Consider the following 16,260-nt stretch of genomic DNA (forward strand, 5'->3'; position numbering starts at 1 on the left):
GTGGCCACGCTGACCGACCGGCTCGACTTCGTCATCGGTAAGAAGTCCGCCGATCTGCTGGAGGAGCACTTCGGCATCGTCACCGTCAACGACCTGCTGCGGCACTATCCGCGCAAGTACAGCGACGAGATGATCACCGCCGGCGACGGCGAGGAACTGGAAGAAGGCGAACACGTCACGTTCGTCGACCACATCACCAAGGCGGAGCTTCGGCTGACGAATCGTCCGCCGCAGCGTGAATACATGGTCGTCACGATCGGCAACCGCAAGCCGAAGGTCACCGCGACCTTCTTCAACGTGAAGATCATCAAGAAAACCCTCAAAGAGGGCCAACGGGTGATGCTTTCGGGTGAGGTGGGCTATTTCAAAGGCACGATGCAGCTGACGCATCCGGCCTTCCTCGTGATTCATGGGGACGGCAGAGTCGCCGGAACCAGATCGCTCACCGCGATTGCCCGAGCAGAAGGGACGTCCGACGAAAACAAGTTGCTCTCCGTCTTCGATCGTGACTTCTTCCCGATCTACCCCGCGAGCAGCAAGGTGCAGAGCTGGGACATCTACGCGTGCGTGCGCCAGGTGCTCGACGTCCTGGACCCGATCGACGAGCCGCTTCCGGAATCGTTTCTGCGTGAACACAATCTGATCGGTGAGGACGAGGCACTGCGCGCGATCCACACGGCGGAAAAAGTCGTGGAACGCGATGCCGCGATCGAGCGTCTGACCTATGACGAGGCCATCGGGCTGCAATGGGCGTTGGCACAGCGAAGGTTCGGCGAGCTGAGCGAGGCCGGACCCGTCGCGGCTCCGGCGGACGACGGCCTGGTCGCGGCGATGCGTAACCAGATGCCGTTCCAACTGACCGAAGGCCAGAAGGATGTCCTCGCGGTGCTGACCACCGAGTTGGCGGCGAGCCGCCCGATGAACCGCATGTTGCAGGGCGAGGTCGGCTCTGGCAAGACCATCGTGTCGGTGCTCGCCATGCTGCAGATGGTCGACGCGGGATATCAGTGCGCGCTGTTGGCTCCGACGGAAGTCCTTGCCGCCCAGCATGCGCGTTCGATACGCGACGTGCTCGGGCCGCTGGCGATGGCCGGCCAGCTCGGTGGCGCCGAGAAGGCGACGCGCATTGCGCTGCTGACGGGATCGATGTCGCCGCAGCAGAAAAAGCAGGTGCGCGACGAAGTCGCCTCCGGCGAAGCGGGCATCGTGATCGGAACGCACGCCCTGCTGCAGGACACCGTCGAGTTCCGCCGTCTCGGCATGGTCGTCGTCGACGAGCAGCACCGGTTCGGAGTCGAACAGCGAGACCGGCTGCGCGCCAAGGCGCCCCAGGGGGTCACACCTCACCTGCTTGTGATGACCGCGACGCCGATACCGCGCACCGTCGCACTGACCCACTACGGCGACCTCGAGACGTCGACACTTCGTGAACTGCCGCGTGGTCGTCAACCGATCACCACCAACACGATCTTCCTCAAGGAGCATCCAGCCTGGCTCAACCGTGCCTGGCAACGGATCATCGAGGAGGTCGGGGCCGGCAGGCAGGCGTACGTCGTCGCGTCGCGCATCGACGAAGACGACAAGACCCAGGCGAAAGGAAAAGGCAAGGGACGCGACCGGGTCAAGGACGCGGGTCCACCCGCGACGACGGTCGTGGAACTGTTCGAGCGGCTGCGTAGCGGTCCTCTTTCGGGCCTGCGGTTGGGACTCATGCACGGTCGGTTGTCAGCCGACGAAAAGGACGCGGTGATGGGCGCGTTCCGTGCAGGAGAGATCGACGTCCTGATCTGTACGACCGTTATCGAGGTCGGTGTCGATGTCCCCAACGCCACGGTGATGTTGGTGATGGATGGCGACCGGTTCGGTATCAGTCAGCTGCACCAACTGCGCGGCCGCATCGGTCGCGGCCAACATCCAAGCCTGTGTCTGCTCGTCACCAAATTGCCGGAGAGCTCGAAGGCGGGGGAGCGCCTGCGGGCGGTCGCCTCGACGCTTGACGGTTTCAAGCTCGCCGATCTCGATCTCGCGGAGCGGCGCGAGGGAGATGTGTTGGGCTACAGCCAATCCGGGCGCCCGATCACGCTGCGCTTCCTGTCGCTCTTCGAGCATCTCGATCTGATTCTGGCCGCGCGCGAATTCTGCGATGCGCACTACCAGAGGAATCCGGGCGACCCCGGGATGGCGGTCCTGGCCGCGCCCTTCTCCGACACCGACCGCATCGAGTATCTGGAAAAGGCGTGAACCGAAAGCACCTGCTGTGGCTTCTTGCGATCGTCTCCATCGCGGTGTTCGTAGCCGTTCAGGTCACCAACTCATCGATCAACCGGGCAGAGTTCATCGCCGGCGCCGACACCCCGACAGTGGCGCCCGGGGTCGACGTCCTCGCGGGCATCGCCCAAATACCGGTGCGCATCCGCGGGCAGGACTATCGGCGGGATGCGTTCGGCGACAGCTGGACCGACGAGAACCCAGCCCCTGGCGGCTACAACGGCTGCGACACCCGTAACGACATCCTCGACCGGGACCTCGTCGACAAGACCTACGTGTCGATCAAGCGTTGTCCCACCGCCGTGGCGACCGGACTCCTGCACGATCCCTACACCAACGCGGAGATCGCCTTCACCCGCGGTGAAAAGACCGGCGCCGCAGTGCAGATCGACCACATCGTGCCGCTGGCGTTGGCGTGGGATCTCGGCGCCCGGTTCTGGACCAACGACCAGCGGTTGCGGTTCGCCAACGATCCGGCCAATCTCATCGCCGTCGCCGGAGGGGTGAATCAGGACAAAGGCGACCAGGAGCCGGCGACCTGGATGCCACCGAACACCGCGTTCCGTTGCCAGTACGCCATGCAGTTCATCGCCGTGATCCGCGGTTACGCGCTGCCGATCGACGCGCCGTCGGCCGCGGCGTTGCGTGATGCTGCTGCGACCTGCCCGACGGGTTAGGCGCCTGTATAGGTTTCGGGGTCCGGACGGAAACGCGTACCGTCGTTCAGCCCGTTGAGGGTGGCCATGTCGTCGTCGCTGAGCTCGAAGTCGAAGACCTCGATGTTCGACTTGATCCGCTCCGGTGATGATGAGCGCGGGATGACGATGTTGCCGAGTTGGATGCTCCACCTGATGAGCACTTGCGCCGGCGTCTTGCCGTTCGCCTCCGCCACAGATTTGATGGTCGCGTTGTCCAACAGGTTGCCGACGCCCAAGGGACCGTAGGCCTCGGTGATGATGCCGTGTTCGGCGTTGGTCGCGCGCAACTCGGCCTGGTTCAGCAGCGGATGCAGCTCGATCTGGTTGATCGCAGGCGGGAAGAACGACAGGTCGATGACGTTGGACAGGTCTTCGGCGTGGAAGTTCGCCACACCGATCGACTTGGTGTCGCCCTCTTCCTTCCGCTTCATCAGGCCGCCCCAGCTGTCGACGTACTTGCCGGGGTTACCGGCCGGCCAGTGGATCAGGTACAGGTCGACGTATTCGAGGCCGAGCCGTTCGAGGCTGACCTTGATCGCGTCCTGCGAGGCCTGGAAGCCCTGATCCTTGGTCGCCAGCTTGGTGGTGACGAACACCTCTTCGCGCGGAATTCCCGACGAAGCGATCGCGCGACCCACCGCGGCTTCGTTCCCGTAGGCCGACGCGGTGTCGATCAGCCGGTAGCCCGCCTCGAGCGCGGCGGTCACCGACTGCTCGGTCTCCGCTTCCGACAGCTCGCCGACGCCGAGACCGATCACCGGAAGGGTGTTCCCGTCGTTGAGCGTGACGGTGGGGATCGCAGCGGCCGAGGGTGTCATGTCACCTAACCTGTGAAGTCGAAGGTCCTTGGATCGGGACCCAACCGTGTTCCATCGCCCAGCGAGGAAATGGACGCCATGTCCTCCTCGCTCAGTTCAAGATCGAACACGTCGAAATTACTCACTATTCGCTCGGGGGTCACCGATTTCGGGATGACTATATTGCCGAGTTGGATATGCCACCTAATCAGTACCTGCGCCGGCGTTTTCCCGTGCCGTTCAGCAACCTCGGTCACCTTCGGATTGTCGAGCAGTGCGCCCTGGCCCAACGGGGCCCACGCCTCGGTGGCGATGCCCAGTTGGGCGTGCACCTGTCGCAACTCCTCCTGCGGAAACAGCGGGTGCAATTCCACCTGGTTGACGGCGGGGACGATGCCGGTGGCGTCGACCAGGATTCGCAGATGCTCCGGCTCGAAATTGCTGACGCCGATCGATTTGATGCGGCCCTCGTCGCGCAACCGGGAGAACGCCTTGAACGTGTCGACGAACGTGTTCCTGGCGGGCAACGGCCAATGGATCAAATACAGATCGAGGTAGGCGTCCGTTTGATTGAAGCCCAATTTGTCCATGCTGCGGTCGAATGCCTTGAGCGTGGAGTCGTAGCCCTGGTCTGAGTTCCACAGCTTGGTCGTGATGTAGACGTCCTCGCGGGGCAGACCCGACTTCGCGATCGCCTGCCCGACACCACGTTCGTTCTGGTACGCCGCTGCCGTGTCGACGTGCCGGTAACCTGCCTCGAAGGCCGTGGTCACCGCGCGTTCGGTGTCATCGGGGGGTGTCTGGAAAACTCCGAGTCCGACCTGAGGGATTGGATTACCGTCATTCAGCGTGATCGAAGGAGAGGCCATGACTTCGAGTCTGCCAGTCCAGGCTGTGCGAACGCCGAGCGGTCGTAAAGCCCGCTTGGCGAAGATCGGCGGCACCACGTTGCGCGCGCTTCCTCATATCCCGCACTCGGTCAAACGGCTTCTGCTCGGCGGTCGTTCGGTCGTCATCGACGGCAACACGCTGGACACCACGCTTCAGTTCATGCTCTTCGGCCAGAACGCGATGGGCCTCGGAAGTCTGATCCTGGATCACGACGTCCCGACGGCTCGGGCGCTGTTGAGGAAGCTGACAGACGCCTTCAGGCAGGACCTCCCGGTCGCATCGGTGACGAACCTCGTCATACCCGGTCCGGCAGGTGCGATCCGTGCGCGGCACTACCGACCGGTCGACGGTGACGACGCGCCGCTACTGGTCTTCTTTCACGGCGGCGCGATGGTGGTCGGCGATCTCGAGACGCATGACGACGTATGCCGACGAATCTGCCGCGATGGCGGCGTGCATGTGTTGTCGGTCGACTATCGGTTGGCGCCGGAGCACAAGGCGCCGGCAAGTGTCGACGACGCGTTCGTCGCGTTCACCTGGGCGCTCGATCACGCTGCAGAGTTGGGCGCCGACTCCCGTCGAGTGGCGTTGGGAGGCGACAGCGCAGGCGCCAATCTGGCCGCACTCGTCTCCCTACGGGCCCGTGACCAGGATGTTCAGCTGCCGGCGGTGCAATTGCTGTTCTACCCGGTCACGGCGTGGAACGCGCAGACACGGTCGCGAACGTTGTTCGGCGAAGGCTTCTTCCTGACCGGGGGCGATCTGAAGTTCGGCGTCGAGAAGTACCTCGGTGGCGCGGATGTCGACGCGGATGACCCTCGGGTATCGCCTTTGCTGGCCGACGACCTGTCTGGACTACCGCCTGCGCTGGTGCTGACAGCCGGCTTCGACCCCCTTCGCGACGAAGGCAGGCAATATGCCGAAGCCCTGCGCGCAGCGGGCGTGCCGGTCGACTACCGGGAGTTCGGGTCGCTGATCCACGGTTTCGTCAACTTCTTCCCGGTTGGCGGCGACAGCGAGGCCGCCGTCGCCGAATCGATCTCCGCGCTGCGGGCCCATCTGGCCCGCATGTGAGAAACCTGGGAAAGGCCGCCGGTACTCTTAGCGCGTGGCTTCGAAACCGAAATACGACCTGAAGGCCTCCGACCGCAAGCGCAACCTGGCGGTCCAGATCGGCCTGACCGCGATCGTGGTGATCTTCGCCGTGGCGCTCGTGATGTACATCGTGCTGTCGGCCGACGAAAAGCCGACCGCGGGCGAGGCGGATCCGATCCGGGTCACGTCGACGTCGGCTCAGTTGATCAAGAAGGACGGCACTGACGAGCCCAAGGTCGTGCTGGGGCTCTACGAGGACTTCCTGTGCCCGGCCTGCCGCAACTTCGAGCAGGAGTTCGGACCCACCGTGAACAAGCTGATCGATTCGGGAGCGGTGGCCGCCGACTACTACATGGTTTCGATCCTGGATCGCCAGGGCGACGGGTACTCGACGCGGGCGGCCAACGCCGCGTACTGCGTCGCCGGTGATTCGATCGAGGCATTCCGTCGGTTCCACGCCGCGCTGTACGCCCAGCAGCCCCAGGAGGGTGTTGGACCGTTCCCCGACAACGCCCGCCTTGCCGAAATCGCGCGTCAGGCCGGCGCTGCGGGCGAAGTTCCCGAGTGCATCAACAAAGAGACGAACGCCGACATGGTGTCGGGACTCGCCGCGGCCACCGACGTGAATTCGACACCGACGATCCGCATCAACGGTGAGGACTACCGTCCGACCACCCCAGAGGCGTTGGTCGCCAAGATCGAGGAGACTGTCGGCAAGCTCCCGGCCTTCGACGCCGGAGTACCGCCACCGGCCGCCGAACCCACACCGCTGGCACCTCCACCTCCCGCACCCGCGCCTGCACCATGACCGTCGCCACACCCAGCACTGTCGAGCCGAGCGAACCCGCGTCGGCGCAGTCGACGGGTGTCGCAGTCGGCAGACCCAGCGCAATCTGGGTGCTGATCGCCGGTGTGCTCGGATTGGCCGCCGCGGCGACCCTCACAGTCGAGAAGATCGAGATCTTGATCAACCCCGACTACGTGCCGTCCTGCAGCATCAATCCGGTGCTGTCGTGCGGTTCGGTGATGATCACCCCGCAGGCGTCGGTCTTCGGGTTCCCCAATTCGCTCATCGGCATCGTCGGGTTCACCGTCGTACTGGTGACCGGTGTGCTGGCGCTCGCGAAGGTCGATCTGCCGCGCTGGTATTGGACCGGCCTGGCGATCGGCTCCTTCCTCGGTGTCGTATTCGTGCACTGGCTGGCGTGGGAGAGCCTGTACAGCATCGGGGCACTGTGCCCGTACTGCATGGTGGTGTGGGCCGTGACGATTCCGTTGTTCGTGGTCGCGACGTCGATCGCATCCCGTGCTGCGGCATCCAACGGTGTTGTGCGCGTGCTCCATACGTGGCGCTGGTCCCTGGTGGCGCTGTGGTTCACCGGAATACTCCTACTGATCCTGGTGCGCTTCTGGGACTACTGGTCCACCCTTCTCTAGACACCCGACGGGGGCTCCGCGCGTGATATCCAAAGTTCTGGTGGCCAATCGCGGCGAGATCGCGATTCGTGCCTTCCGGGCGGCCTACGAGATGGGCATCACCACCATCGCGGTGTACGCGCACGAGGACCGCAACTCCCAGCACCGGCTGAAGGCCGACGAGTCGTATCAGATCGGTGATGTCGGCCATCCGGTACGCGCATACCTGTCGGTCGACGAGATCATCCGCGTCGCGCAGCAGGCGGGCGCCGATGCCGTCTATCCCGGGTACGGTTTCCTCTCGGAGAACCCGCAATTGGCCGCGGCGTGCGCGGATGCCGGGATCACGTTCATCGGTCCGGGCGCGGAAATCCTCGAGTTGACGGGGAACAAGGCCCGCGCGATCGCCGCGGCACGCGATGCCGGTCTGCCGGTGCTGAACTCGTCGGCGCCGTCGTCGTCGGTGGACGAACTGATAGCGGCGTCGGAGACCATGGAGTTCCCGCTGTTCGTCAAGGCGGTGTCCGGCGGCGGCGGACGCGGGATGCGGCGCGTCACCGAGCCTTCGGCGCTGCGCGACGCGATCGAGGCGGCCAGCCGTGAGGCCGAGTCGGCGTTCGGCGATCCGATGGTCTACCTCGAGCAGGCGGTGCTCAACCCGCGCCATATCGAGGTACAGATCCTGGCCGACAAGCACGGTGCCGTGATGCATCTGTTCGAGCGTGACTGCAGCATGCAGCGACGCCATCAGAAGGTCATCGAATTGGCTCCTGCGCCAAACCTTTCGGCCGAGCTTCGCGACCGCATGTGCGCTGACGCGGTCGCCTTCGCTCGTTCGATCGACTACACGTACGCCGGCACGGTGGAGTTCCTGCTCGACGAGCGCGGGCATTACGTGTTCATCGAGATGAACCCGCGCATCCAGGTCGAGCACACGGTGACCGAGGAGATCACCGACGTCGATCTGGTGGCGAGCCAGTTGCGTATCGCCGACGGCGAGACCCTCGAGGACCTCGGGCTGAGCCAGGACGGATTGGCGGCGCCACGGGGCTTTGCGATGCAGTGCCGGATCACCACCGAGGATCCCGCCAACGGATTCCGCCCCGACACCGGGCGCATCACGAGCTACCGGTCGCCGGGTGGTGCGGGGATCCGCCTCGACGGCGCAACACATTTGGGCGCGGAGATCGGGGCGCATTTCGACTCGCTGCTGGTCAAGCTGACCTGTCGCGGTCGCGACTACGCGGCGGCGCTTGCTCGGTCCCGGCGTGCGCTGGCCGAGTTCCGGGTGCGTGGGGTGTCGACGAACATCCCGTTCCTGCTGGCCGTCGTCAACGATCCGGATTTCCGCGCGGGGCGCATCACCACGTCATTCATCGACGAGCGGCCGTACTTGCTGACCGCACACACCCCGGCCGACCGCGGTACCAAGATCCTCAACTACCTGGCGGACGTCACGGTCAACCAGCCGCACGGTCCGCGACCGTCGACGGTGTACCCGCACGACAAGCTGCCCGACGTCGATCTGGCGTCGCCGCCGCCGTCAGGGTCCAAACAGCTGCTGACCGAACTGGGGCCCGATGGGTTCGCCCGCTGGATGCGCGAATCGAAGGCGGTCGGTGTAACCGATACCACGTTCCGCGACGCCCACCAGTCCCTGCTGGCGACCAGGCTGAGGACGACCGGTCTGCTCATGGTGGCGCCCTCCATCGCACGGATGACGCCGCAGTTGTTGTCGGTGGAGTGCTGGGGTGGCGCGACTTACGATGTGGCGCTTCGGTTCTTGAAGGAAGACCCGTGGGAGCGCCTGGCCGCGTTGCGTGAGGCGATGCCGAACATCTGCCTGCAGATGCTGCTCCGCGGCCGCAACACCGTGGGGTATACGCCGTATCCGGAATCGGTCACCAAGGCGTTCGTGGCCGAAGCGACGGGCACCGGGATTGACATCTATCGCATCTTCGACGCGCTCAACAATGTCGAGTCGATGCGCCCGGCCATCGACGCGGTCCGAGAGACCGGCACGTCGATCGCCGAGGTCGCGATGAGTTACACCGGCGATCTTTCCGATCCGGGGGAGAACCTGTACACCCTGGACTACTACCTCAAGTTGGCCGAGCAGATCGTCGACGCCGGCGCGCATGTGCTGGCGATCAAGGACATGGCGGGGTTGCTACGCCCGCAGGCAGCCACCGTGTTGGTGTCGGCGCTGCGTTCGAGGTTCGACCTGCCGGTGCATGTGCACACCCATGACACTCCCGGCGGGCAGCTGGCCACGTATGTGGCGGCGTGGCAGGCGGGTGCCAACGCCGTCGACGGCGCCTCGGCGCCGTTGGCGGGAACGACAAGTCAGCCCGCGTTGTCCTCGATCGTCGCGGCAGCGGCGCACACCGAATACGACACCGGGTTGTCATTGCCGGCGGTGTGCGATCTCGAGCCGTACTTCGAGGCGTTGCGAAAGGTCTACGCGCCCTTCGATGTCGCGGCGTCAGGCCCTCCATCCCCGACGGGGCGGGTGTATCACCACGAGATTCCGGGTGGTCAGCTGTCAAACCTGCGCCAACAGGCCATCGCGTTGGGCTTCGCGGATCGTTTCGAGGAGATCGAAGAGAATTACGCGGCGGCCGACCGCATCCTGGGCCGACTGGTGAAGGTGACGCCGTCGTCCAAGGTGGTCGGAGATCTGGCGCTGGCACTGGTCGGGGCCGGGATCAGCGCCGACGAATTCGCCGCGGACCCAGCGCGGTTCGACATCCCGGACTCGGTGATCGGATTCCTGCGCGGCGAACTCGGCGACCCGCCCGGCGGCTGGCCCGAACCGTTGCGCACCAAGGCGCTTGCCGGACGGTCGCCGGCACGGCCCACCGAGGAGCTCTCCGACGAGGACGAGTCGGCGCTGGCGCAACCCGGCACAACTCGACAAGCCACCTTGAATCGGCTGCTGTTCCCCGGCCCGACAAAGGAATTCGAGGCGCATCGGGAGCTGTACGGAGACACCTCTGGCCTGTCGGCGAATCAGTTCTTCTACGGGCTGCGTCACGGTGATGAGCATCGGGTACGGCTCGAGCGCGGCGTCGAGCTGTTGATCGGGCTGGAAGCGATCTCTGATCCCGACGAACGCGGGATGCGCACCGTGATGTGCATCTTCAACGGTCAGCTGCGTCCGGTCGTGGTGCGCGACAACAGCATCGCCACGGAGGTACCCGCCGCCGAGAAGGCCGACCGGTCCAACGCCGACCACGTCGCAGCGCCCTTCGCCGGCGTCGTCACGGTCAGCGTGTCCGCGGGAGACAAGGTCGACGCCGGACAGACCATCGCGACGATCGAGGCCATGAAGATGGAAGCGGCGATCACCGCGCCCAAGTCCGGCCAGGTCGACCGCATCGCCGTATCGGCCACCGCACAAGTCGAAGGTGGCGATCTGCTCGTGGTGGTCAGCTGACCCGCATCATCGCCGGCACCCTGGGTGGACGGCGAATCACGGTGCCGCGCACTGGAACCCGGCCTACCACCGACCGGGTCAGGGAATCGCTGTTCAATCTGCTGACCGCTCGGCTGGAGCTTTCCGGTCGCTCCGTTCTCGATCTGTACGCCGGCTCGGGAGCGCTCGGACTCGAGGCGCTGTCCCGCGGAGCCGCCTCGGCCATATTTGTCGAATCAGACCAGCGAGCCGCGAACATCATCGACAAGAACATCGCCGCTCTTGGTGTGACCCGTGCGACGGTGCGTCGCGGCGCGGTGGCAACGGTGCTGGCTTCGGGCGCCGCGCAGCCTGCCGACCTGGTGCTCGCCGATCCGCCCTACACGGTGGACGCGGGTGATCTCGAAAGAGTGCTCTCCGCGCTGACGCACGGCGGCTGGACGACGGCAGGGACGGTGGTCGTCGTCGAACGCCCGGCGTCAGGTCCTGCACTGATGTGGCCCGGCGGATGGGAGGTGTGGCCGTCGCGCACGTACGGCGACACCCGGCTGGAACTCGCAGAGCGGACTTGACCGCCCTGTACCGTCGTTGCCCATGAGCGGCGCCGTATGCCCGGGGTCCTTCGACCCGATCACCCTCGGCCATGTCGACATCTTCGAGCGCGCAGCGGCCCAGTTCGACGAGGTCGTGGTGGCCGTATTGGTCAACCCGAACAAGAAGGGGATGTTCAGCCTCGAAGAGCGCCTCGCGATGATCGAGGAATCGACGACGCATCTGCCGAACCTGCGGGCGGAGTCCGGTGAGGGTCTGGTGGTCGACTTCGTCAAGAACCGCGGGCTGACCGCGATCGTCAAGGGTCTGCGCACCGGGACGGATTTCGAATACGAGCTGCAGATGGCGCAGATGAACAAGCACATTGCCGGCGTCGACACCTTCTTCGTCGCCACGACGCCGACGTATTCGTTCGTATCGTCCTCGCTGGCCAAGGAGGTCGCGTCGCTCGGCGGCGATGTCTCCGCATTGTTGCCTGAGGCCGTCAACGTCCGACTGCAGGCCAAGCTCAAGGGTTGATCTGGACTCACACGGGTAACCGACGAGGTGGCGCACAGCCCATAGCGCCCCAACCCGATTTCAAGAAAGTGTGGTTACCCCCATGGTCGAAACATTCGTCCAGTCGACCGATGATGTCGTCAGATTCCTCAAAGACCAGCACAATTTGATCAAGGACATGTTCGAAGAAGTGTTCTCGGCGTCGTCCGATGACGCCCGCCGCAAGGCCTTCACCGAATTGCGGCAACTCCTGGCGGTGCACGAGACCGCCGAGGAGATGGTGGTCCATCCGCGAGTGCGCCACGAGGTCGAGGGCGGCGACATCATCGTCGACGCTCGTCTCGTAGAGGAACACGATTCCAAGGAAGTGCTCGCGGCACTCGAGACGATGGACATCGGTTCGCAGGAGTTTCTCGACGAGTTGACGCTGTTCCGCGGCTCGGTACTCGACCATGCCGAGCGCGAAGAACTCGAGGAGTTCAACCGCTTGGAGCGTGAACTCGACGCTGACGACCTCGGTCGCATGGCGAAGGCCGTATTGGCGGCAGAGGCCATCGCGCCCACTCGTCCGCACGCCGGCGTCGAGTCGGCGAAGGCCAACTTCGCCGTGGGCCCGTTCGCCTCCATGCTCGACCGGGCGCGCGACGCGATCTCCGCTGCCCTTCGCTAGCCCACGCCGCTGCTGACGGCTCGGGGCGCGCGCCCACTCTGCGTGTTGACATAATGTTGCTCGAAGCAGAGCAGACGGGCCTGCGGCCTGGGGAGCGGTGACGCACTGAAACCGGTCGAGACGCGACACACCGGGGTCGGTAGCTGAGTCACAGACGTAACACCAGGCACACTGGTATCTGTCAACTACGCCTGGAGGGTGTTGCCGTGTACCGAGTATTTGAAGCGCTTGACGAGTTGGGCGCGATTGTGGAAGAAGCGCGCGGCGTGCCCATGACGGCAGGCTGCGTCGTGCCCCGCGGCGATGTCCTGGAGTTGATCGACGACATCAAGGACGCGATCCCCGGCGAACTCGACGACGCCCAGGATGTGCTGGACGCTCGCGACTCGTTGTTGCGCGAGGCCAAGGAGCACTCCGGATCCATGGTGTCGTCGGCCACAGCCGAGGCGGATTCCCTGGTCAACCACGCCCGCGCCGAGGCCGACCGGCTGCTCGCCGACGCGAAGTCGCAGGCAGATCGCATGGTCGGCGAGGCCCGCCAGCACAGCGAGCGCATGGTCGCAGAGGCGCGCGAAGAGGCCTCGCGTCTGGCGGCAACCGCCAAGCGGGAGTACGAGGCGAGCACGGGACGTGCCAAGAACGAGGCCGACCGGCTCATCGAGAACGGCAACCTCGCCTACGAGAAGGCCGTGCAGGAAGGCATCAAGGAACAGCAGCGGCTGGTCGCCCAGACCGAGATCGTCCAGACCGCCACGCTGGAAGCCACCCGCCTCATCGACTCGGCACACGCCGAGGCCGACCGACTGCGCGGCGAATGCGACATCTACGTCGACAGCAAACTGGCCGAATTCGAGGACTTCCTCAACGGCACGCTGCGGTCGGTAGGCCGCGGTCGCCATCAGCTGCGGACTGCGGCGGGGACGCACGACTACGCAGCTCGCTAGGCCCTGGGACGGTCGCCGTAAGATCGATCCCTATGGCGACGCATGCGAAGTCGGCGGCGCGGCGGGCCTCGCGATCGCCGCTCGTGTTGAACATCTCCAGGCTCGGCCGCAGGCCGGGGTCGATGATCACCGTCGCCGAGACCGTGCCCAGCCCTATGCGTATCGGACTGGACCTGATCGCGATCGACGAGGGCGCCCCGCTGGATCTGGATCTGCGGATCGAATCCGTCTCGGAGGGGGTTCTGGTCACAGGCACGATGTCCGCCCCCACGGTCGGTGAGTGTGCGCGCTGTCTGACGCCGATCACCGGGCACGTCGACATCGACATCACCGAACTGTTCGCTTATCCCGACAGCGCCACCGATGAGACCACCGAGGCCGACGAGCTCGGCCGCGTGGTGGACGACACCGTCGACCTGGAGCAGCCGATCATCGACGCCGTCGGCCTGGCGTTGCCGTTCGCCCCGGTGTGCGGACCCGACTGCATCGGGCTGTGCCCCGACTGTGGTGTGCCCCTGGCGACAGCTGAACCGGGGCACCAGCACGAAAAGATCGATCCGCGATGGGCCAAGCTCTCGGGCATGTTCGACGCTGTCGGCGGAGCCGACGATCCCGCTACTGTCGGCGGAGCCGACAATCCCACTGAGGACACCCGTGACTGACCGCACGCCACTCCTCAAGGCGCTGGGCGTTGACCTCCCGGAAGAACTGCTGACCATTTCACTCACCCATCGCAGTTACTCATACGAGAACGGCGGGTTGCCCACCAATGAGCGGTTGGAATTCCTCGGCGACGCTGTACTCGGGCTGACCATCACCGAGGAGCTCTATCACCGCCACCCCGATCGCACCGAGGGTGATCTGGCCAAGCTGCGGGCCAGCATCGTCAACACCCATGCGCTTGCCGACGTCGGACGTGAACTGTCGGACGACGGGCTTGGCGCCTACCTGCTGCTGGGCAAGGGCGAGGAAAACTCCGGCGGCGCCGGCAAGGCGAGTATTCTCGCCGACGGTGTCGAATCCCTGCTCGGTGCAATCTATTTGGAGCATGGCATCGTCACGGCGCGGGAGGTGATCTTGCGTCTGTTCGCTTCGCTGCTCGACACCGCGCCGACGTTGGGTGCGGGGCTGGACTGGAAGAGCAGTCTGCAGGAGCTCACCGCATCCCGCGGCATGGGCGCGCCGTCGTACACGGTGACATCAACAGGGCCAGACCACGACAAGGAATTCACCGCGATGGTGATCATCGCCGACGATGAGTACGGCAAGGGGGTCGGCCGCACGAAGAAAGAGGCCGAACTCAAGGCGGCCGCTGCGGCGTGGAACGCGCTGACGTCCGCCGCAGACGAAGATGCCTGAACTTCCCGAAGTCGAGGTCGTTCGCCGGGGCTTGGCCGCACACGTCGTCGACAAGACCATCACCGCTGTGCGGGTTCATCATCCACGCGCTGTGCGTCGACACGAGGCTGGACCCGCCGATCTGACTGCGCGCCTGCTCGATTCGCGGATCGTCGGAACGGGGCGACGCGGGAAGTACCTATGGCTGACGCTCGATGACGGCTCAGCGCTCGTCGTCCATCTCGGGATGAGCGGACAAATGCTGCTCGGGCCTGCGATGAGCGCTAGCGCGAAGAGCCAACAGCCGGAGCCGCGCAACAACCATCTGCGCATCGCGGCACTTCTCGACGATGGCACCGCGCTGAGTTTTGTGGACCAGCGCACGTTCGGCGGATGGATGTTGGCCGACCTCGTCACCGTCGATGGCACCGATGTTCCCTTTCCCGTCGCGCACGTGGCGCGCGATCCGCTGGACCCGGATTTCAACCGCGATGGTGTCGTTACGGTGTTGCGGCGCAAGCACTCCGAGATCAAGCGGCAGCTGCTCGATCAGACGGTGGTATCGGGGATCGGCAACATCTACGCCGACGAGGCGCTGTGGCGGGCACGCGTCAACGGTGCGCGACTGGCGTCGTCGCTGACCCGGTCGAAGCTGGCTGAGGTGCTCGACACCGCCGCCGAGGTGATGACCGAGGCGCTCGGCCAGGGAGGCACGTCCTTCGACTCGCTGTATGTGAATGTCAACGGCGAGTCCGGCTATTTCGAACGTTCGCTGGACGCCTACGGCCGCGAGGGTGAGCCGTGCCGGCGCTGCGGCGCGGTGATGCGGCGGGAGAAGTTCATGAACCGCTCGTCGTTCTACTGCCCGAAATGCCAACCGCGCCCGCGAGTCCGGCGGGAATAAGGTTCGCGAACGACCGTGTTTGTACGTCGACACGCCGTGCAGGGCTGGCATTTTGCGGTCGCTCACGGGGAAGAAGGGAACCATGACAGAACTGTGGGTTGAGCGCACCGGCGCCCGCCGCTACACCGGACGCAGCGCGCGCGGTGCCGAGGTACTCGTCGGCAGCGAGGATGTCGAGGGCGTGTTCACGCCCGGCGAGCTGATGAAGATCGCGCTGGCGGCCTGCAGCGGGATGGCCAGCGACGCCCCGTTGCAGCGTCGTCTCGGCTCGGATTACTCGACCACGATCCGGGTGTCGGGTCCCGCCGATCGCGAGCAGGAGCGCTACCCGCTGCTCGAGGAGCGCATGGAACTCGACCTGTCGGCGCTGTCGGAACCGGAGCGGGCGCGGGTACTCACCGTCGTGGAGCGGGCGATCGATCAGGTCTGCACGGTGGGCCGCACACTCAAGTCCGGTACCAAAGTGACGTTTGAGGTTAATGATGCAGGAGTTAGCTGAGGTACGACTCACGGCGTGGGTGCACGGCCACGTTCAGGGAGTCGGCTTCCGGTGGTGGACACGGTCGCGCGCGCTGGAACTCGGGTTGACCGGATACGCCTCGAACAGGCCCGACGGCCGCGTTCAAGTGGTCGCCCAGGGCCCGCGAGCGGCCTGCGAAAAGTTACTTGACCTGCTGCAAGGCGGACATACGCCGGGACATGTCGACAAAGTGATCGCGGATTGGTCAGAAGTCGGCGAAACGCTATCGGGGTTCACCGAGCGTTAGCCTG

The 16,260-nt window shown here is 65.2% G+C and carries 17 protein-coding genes; 15 read left to right on the forward strand and 2 right to left on the reverse strand.

Going from position 1 to position 16,260, the window contains the following annotated elements; all coding sequences use genetic code 11:
* Positions 1-2,241 carry an ATP-dependent DNA helicase RecG gene (recG, locus tag G6N42_RS02965; RefSeq protein ID WP_163725857.1) on the forward strand — a complete coding sequence of 747 codons (2,241 nt, stop codon included), beginning with the start codon at positions 1-3 and terminating at the stop codon, positions 2,239-2,241.
* Positions 2,238-2,945, forward strand: a complete 708-nt coding sequence (locus tag G6N42_RS02970) for an HNH endonuclease family protein (protein ID WP_163725862.1) — start codon at positions 2,238-2,240, stop codon at positions 2,943-2,945. Before recG ends, G6N42_RS02970 begins: the two co-directional genes overlap by 4 nt.
* Here G6N42_RS02970 and G6N42_RS02975 read toward each other — a convergent pair.
* Both G6N42_RS02975 and G6N42_RS02980 read right to left on the reverse strand, forming a co-directional pair.
* A complete protein-coding gene (locus tag G6N42_RS02975; protein ID WP_163725864.1) occupies positions 2,942-3,784 on the reverse strand; it encodes an aldo/keto reductase in 843 nt (280 codons plus the stop codon). The genes G6N42_RS02970 and G6N42_RS02975 overlap by 4 nt on opposite strands.
* Before the next feature lie 5 nt (positions 3,785-3,789).
* Positions 3,790-4,632, reverse strand: a complete 843-nt coding sequence (locus tag G6N42_RS02980) for an aldo/keto reductase (RefSeq protein ID WP_197905518.1) — start codon at positions 4,630-4,632, stop codon at positions 3,790-3,792.
* Between G6N42_RS02980 and G6N42_RS02985 the strand changes: the two genes are divergently transcribed.
* The 13 genes from G6N42_RS02985 (at position 4,631) to G6N42_RS03045 (ending at position 16,256) form a co-directional block, all read left to right on the forward strand.
* Positions 4,631-5,728 (forward strand): alpha/beta hydrolase, encoded by a 1,098-nt coding sequence (locus G6N42_RS02985; RefSeq protein WP_163725867.1) that lies wholly within the window; start codon positions 4,631-4,633, stop codon positions 5,726-5,728. The two genes, G6N42_RS02980 and G6N42_RS02985, sit on opposite strands and share 2 nt — an antisense overlap.
* 34 nt (positions 5,729-5,762) lie before the next feature.
* Entirely contained in the window at positions 5,763-6,557 is a 795-nt protein-coding gene (locus tag G6N42_RS02990; RefSeq protein ID WP_163725869.1) for a thioredoxin domain-containing protein, read from the forward strand.
* Positions 6,554-7,186, forward strand: coding sequence for a vitamin K epoxide reductase family protein (locus G6N42_RS02995; RefSeq protein ID WP_163725872.1), 633 nt, complete (start codon positions 6,554-6,556; stop codon positions 7,184-7,186). Before G6N42_RS02990 ends, G6N42_RS02995 begins: the two co-directional genes overlap by 4 nt.
* Positions 7,187-7,208: 22 nt before the next feature.
* Complete coding sequence (locus tag G6N42_RS03000; RefSeq protein ID WP_163725875.1) at positions 7,209-10,604, forward strand: pyruvate carboxylase; 3,396 nt, start codon at positions 7,209-7,211, stop codon at positions 10,602-10,604.
* Entirely contained in the window at positions 10,601-11,155 is a 555-nt protein-coding gene (rsmD, locus tag G6N42_RS03005) for a 16S rRNA (guanine(966)-N(2))-methyltransferase RsmD (RefSeq protein WP_163736887.1), read from the forward strand. Before G6N42_RS03000 ends, rsmD begins: the two co-directional genes overlap by 4 nt.
* A gap of 22 nt (positions 11,156-11,177) precedes the next feature.
* The gene (gene coaD / locus G6N42_RS03010; RefSeq protein WP_163725878.1) at positions 11,178-11,654 is read left to right on the forward strand and encodes a pantetheine-phosphate adenylyltransferase; all 477 of its coding nucleotides are present in this window, start codon (positions 11,178-11,180) and stop codon (positions 11,652-11,654) included.
* A gap of 82 nt (positions 11,655-11,736) precedes the next feature.
* Positions 11,737-12,303, forward strand: coding sequence for a hemerythrin domain-containing protein (locus tag G6N42_RS03015; protein ID WP_163725881.1), 567 nt, complete (start codon positions 11,737-11,739; stop codon positions 12,301-12,303).
* A 206-nt stretch (positions 12,304-12,509) separates the two neighbouring features.
* Positions 12,510-13,247, forward strand: coding sequence for a cell division protein SepIVA (gene sepIVA / locus G6N42_RS03020; RefSeq protein ID WP_083125932.1), 738 nt, complete (start codon positions 12,510-12,512; stop codon positions 13,245-13,247).
* Positions 13,248-13,279: 32 nt separating this feature from the next.
* Positions 13,280-13,909, forward strand: coding sequence for a YceD family protein (locus tag G6N42_RS03025; RefSeq protein ID WP_163725884.1), 630 nt, complete (start codon positions 13,280-13,282; stop codon positions 13,907-13,909).
* Positions 13,902-14,606, forward strand: a complete 705-nt coding sequence (gene rnc / locus G6N42_RS03030) for a ribonuclease III (RefSeq protein ID WP_163725887.1) — start codon at positions 13,902-13,904, stop codon at positions 14,604-14,606. The genes G6N42_RS03025 and rnc overlap by 8 nt, the downstream gene beginning before the upstream one ends.
* Positions 14,599-15,489 carry a bifunctional DNA-formamidopyrimidine glycosylase/DNA-(apurinic or apyrimidinic site) lyase gene (gene mutM / locus G6N42_RS03035; protein ID WP_163725890.1) on the forward strand — a complete coding sequence of 297 codons (891 nt, stop codon included), beginning with the start codon at positions 14,599-14,601 and terminating at the stop codon, positions 15,487-15,489. Before rnc ends, mutM begins: the two co-directional genes overlap by 8 nt.
* A gap of 82 nt (positions 15,490-15,571) precedes the next feature.
* Positions 15,572-15,988, forward strand: coding sequence for an OsmC family protein (locus tag G6N42_RS03040; protein WP_163725893.1), 417 nt, complete (start codon positions 15,572-15,574; stop codon positions 15,986-15,988).
* Positions 15,972-16,256 carry an acylphosphatase gene (locus G6N42_RS03045; RefSeq protein ID WP_163725896.1) on the forward strand — a complete coding sequence of 95 codons (285 nt, stop codon included), beginning with the start codon at positions 15,972-15,974 and terminating at the stop codon, positions 16,254-16,256. Before G6N42_RS03040 ends, G6N42_RS03045 begins: the two co-directional genes overlap by 17 nt.
* Positions 16,257-16,260 lie beyond the last annotated feature (4 nt).

The sequence above is a fragment of the Mycobacterium gallinarum genome, from assembly GCF_010726765.1.
In the GTDB taxonomy this organism is placed as follows: domain Bacteria; phylum Actinomycetota; class Actinomycetes; order Mycobacteriales; family Mycobacteriaceae; genus Mycobacterium; species Mycobacterium gallinarum.

What these genes read in the sequence shown, in the direction of transcription:
- G6N42_RS02975 (WP_163725864.1), bottom strand. Translation starts at nt 3,784, where the DNA reads ATGACACCCTCGGCCGCTGCGATCCCCACCGTCACGCTCAACGACGGG.
- G6N42_RS02985 (WP_163725867.1), top strand. Translation starts at nt 4,631, where the DNA reads ATGACTTCGAGTCTGCCAGTCCAGGCTGTGCGAACGCCGAGCGGTCGT.
- G6N42_RS02980 (WP_197905518.1), bottom strand. Translation starts at nt 4,632, where the DNA reads ATGGCCTCTCCTTCGATCACGCTGAATGACGGTAATCCAATCCCTCAG.
- G6N42_RS02995 (WP_163725872.1), top strand. Translation starts at nt 6,554, where the DNA reads ATGACCGTCGCCACACCCAGCACTGTCGAGCCGAGCGAACCCGCGTCG.
- coaD (WP_163725878.1), top strand. Translation starts at nt 11,178, where the DNA reads ATGAGCGGCGCCGTATGCCCGGGGTCCTTCGACCCGATCACCCTCGGC.
- G6N42_RS03015 (WP_163725881.1), top strand. Translation starts at nt 11,737, where the DNA reads ATGGTCGAAACATTCGTCCAGTCGACCGATGATGTCGTCAGATTCCTC.
- G6N42_RS03025 (WP_163725884.1), top strand. Translation starts at nt 13,280, where the DNA reads ATGGCGACGCATGCGAAGTCGGCGGCGCGGCGGGCCTCGCGATCGCCG.
- mutM (WP_163725890.1), top strand. Translation starts at nt 14,599, where the DNA reads ATGCCTGAACTTCCCGAAGTCGAGGTCGTTCGCCGGGGCTTGGCCGCA.
- G6N42_RS03040 (WP_163725893.1), top strand. Translation starts at nt 15,572, where the DNA reads ATGACAGAACTGTGGGTTGAGCGCACCGGCGCCCGCCGCTACACCGGA.
- G6N42_RS03045 (WP_163725896.1), top strand. Translation starts at nt 15,972, where the DNA reads ATGCAGGAGTTAGCTGAGGTACGACTCACGGCGTGGGTGCACGGCCAC.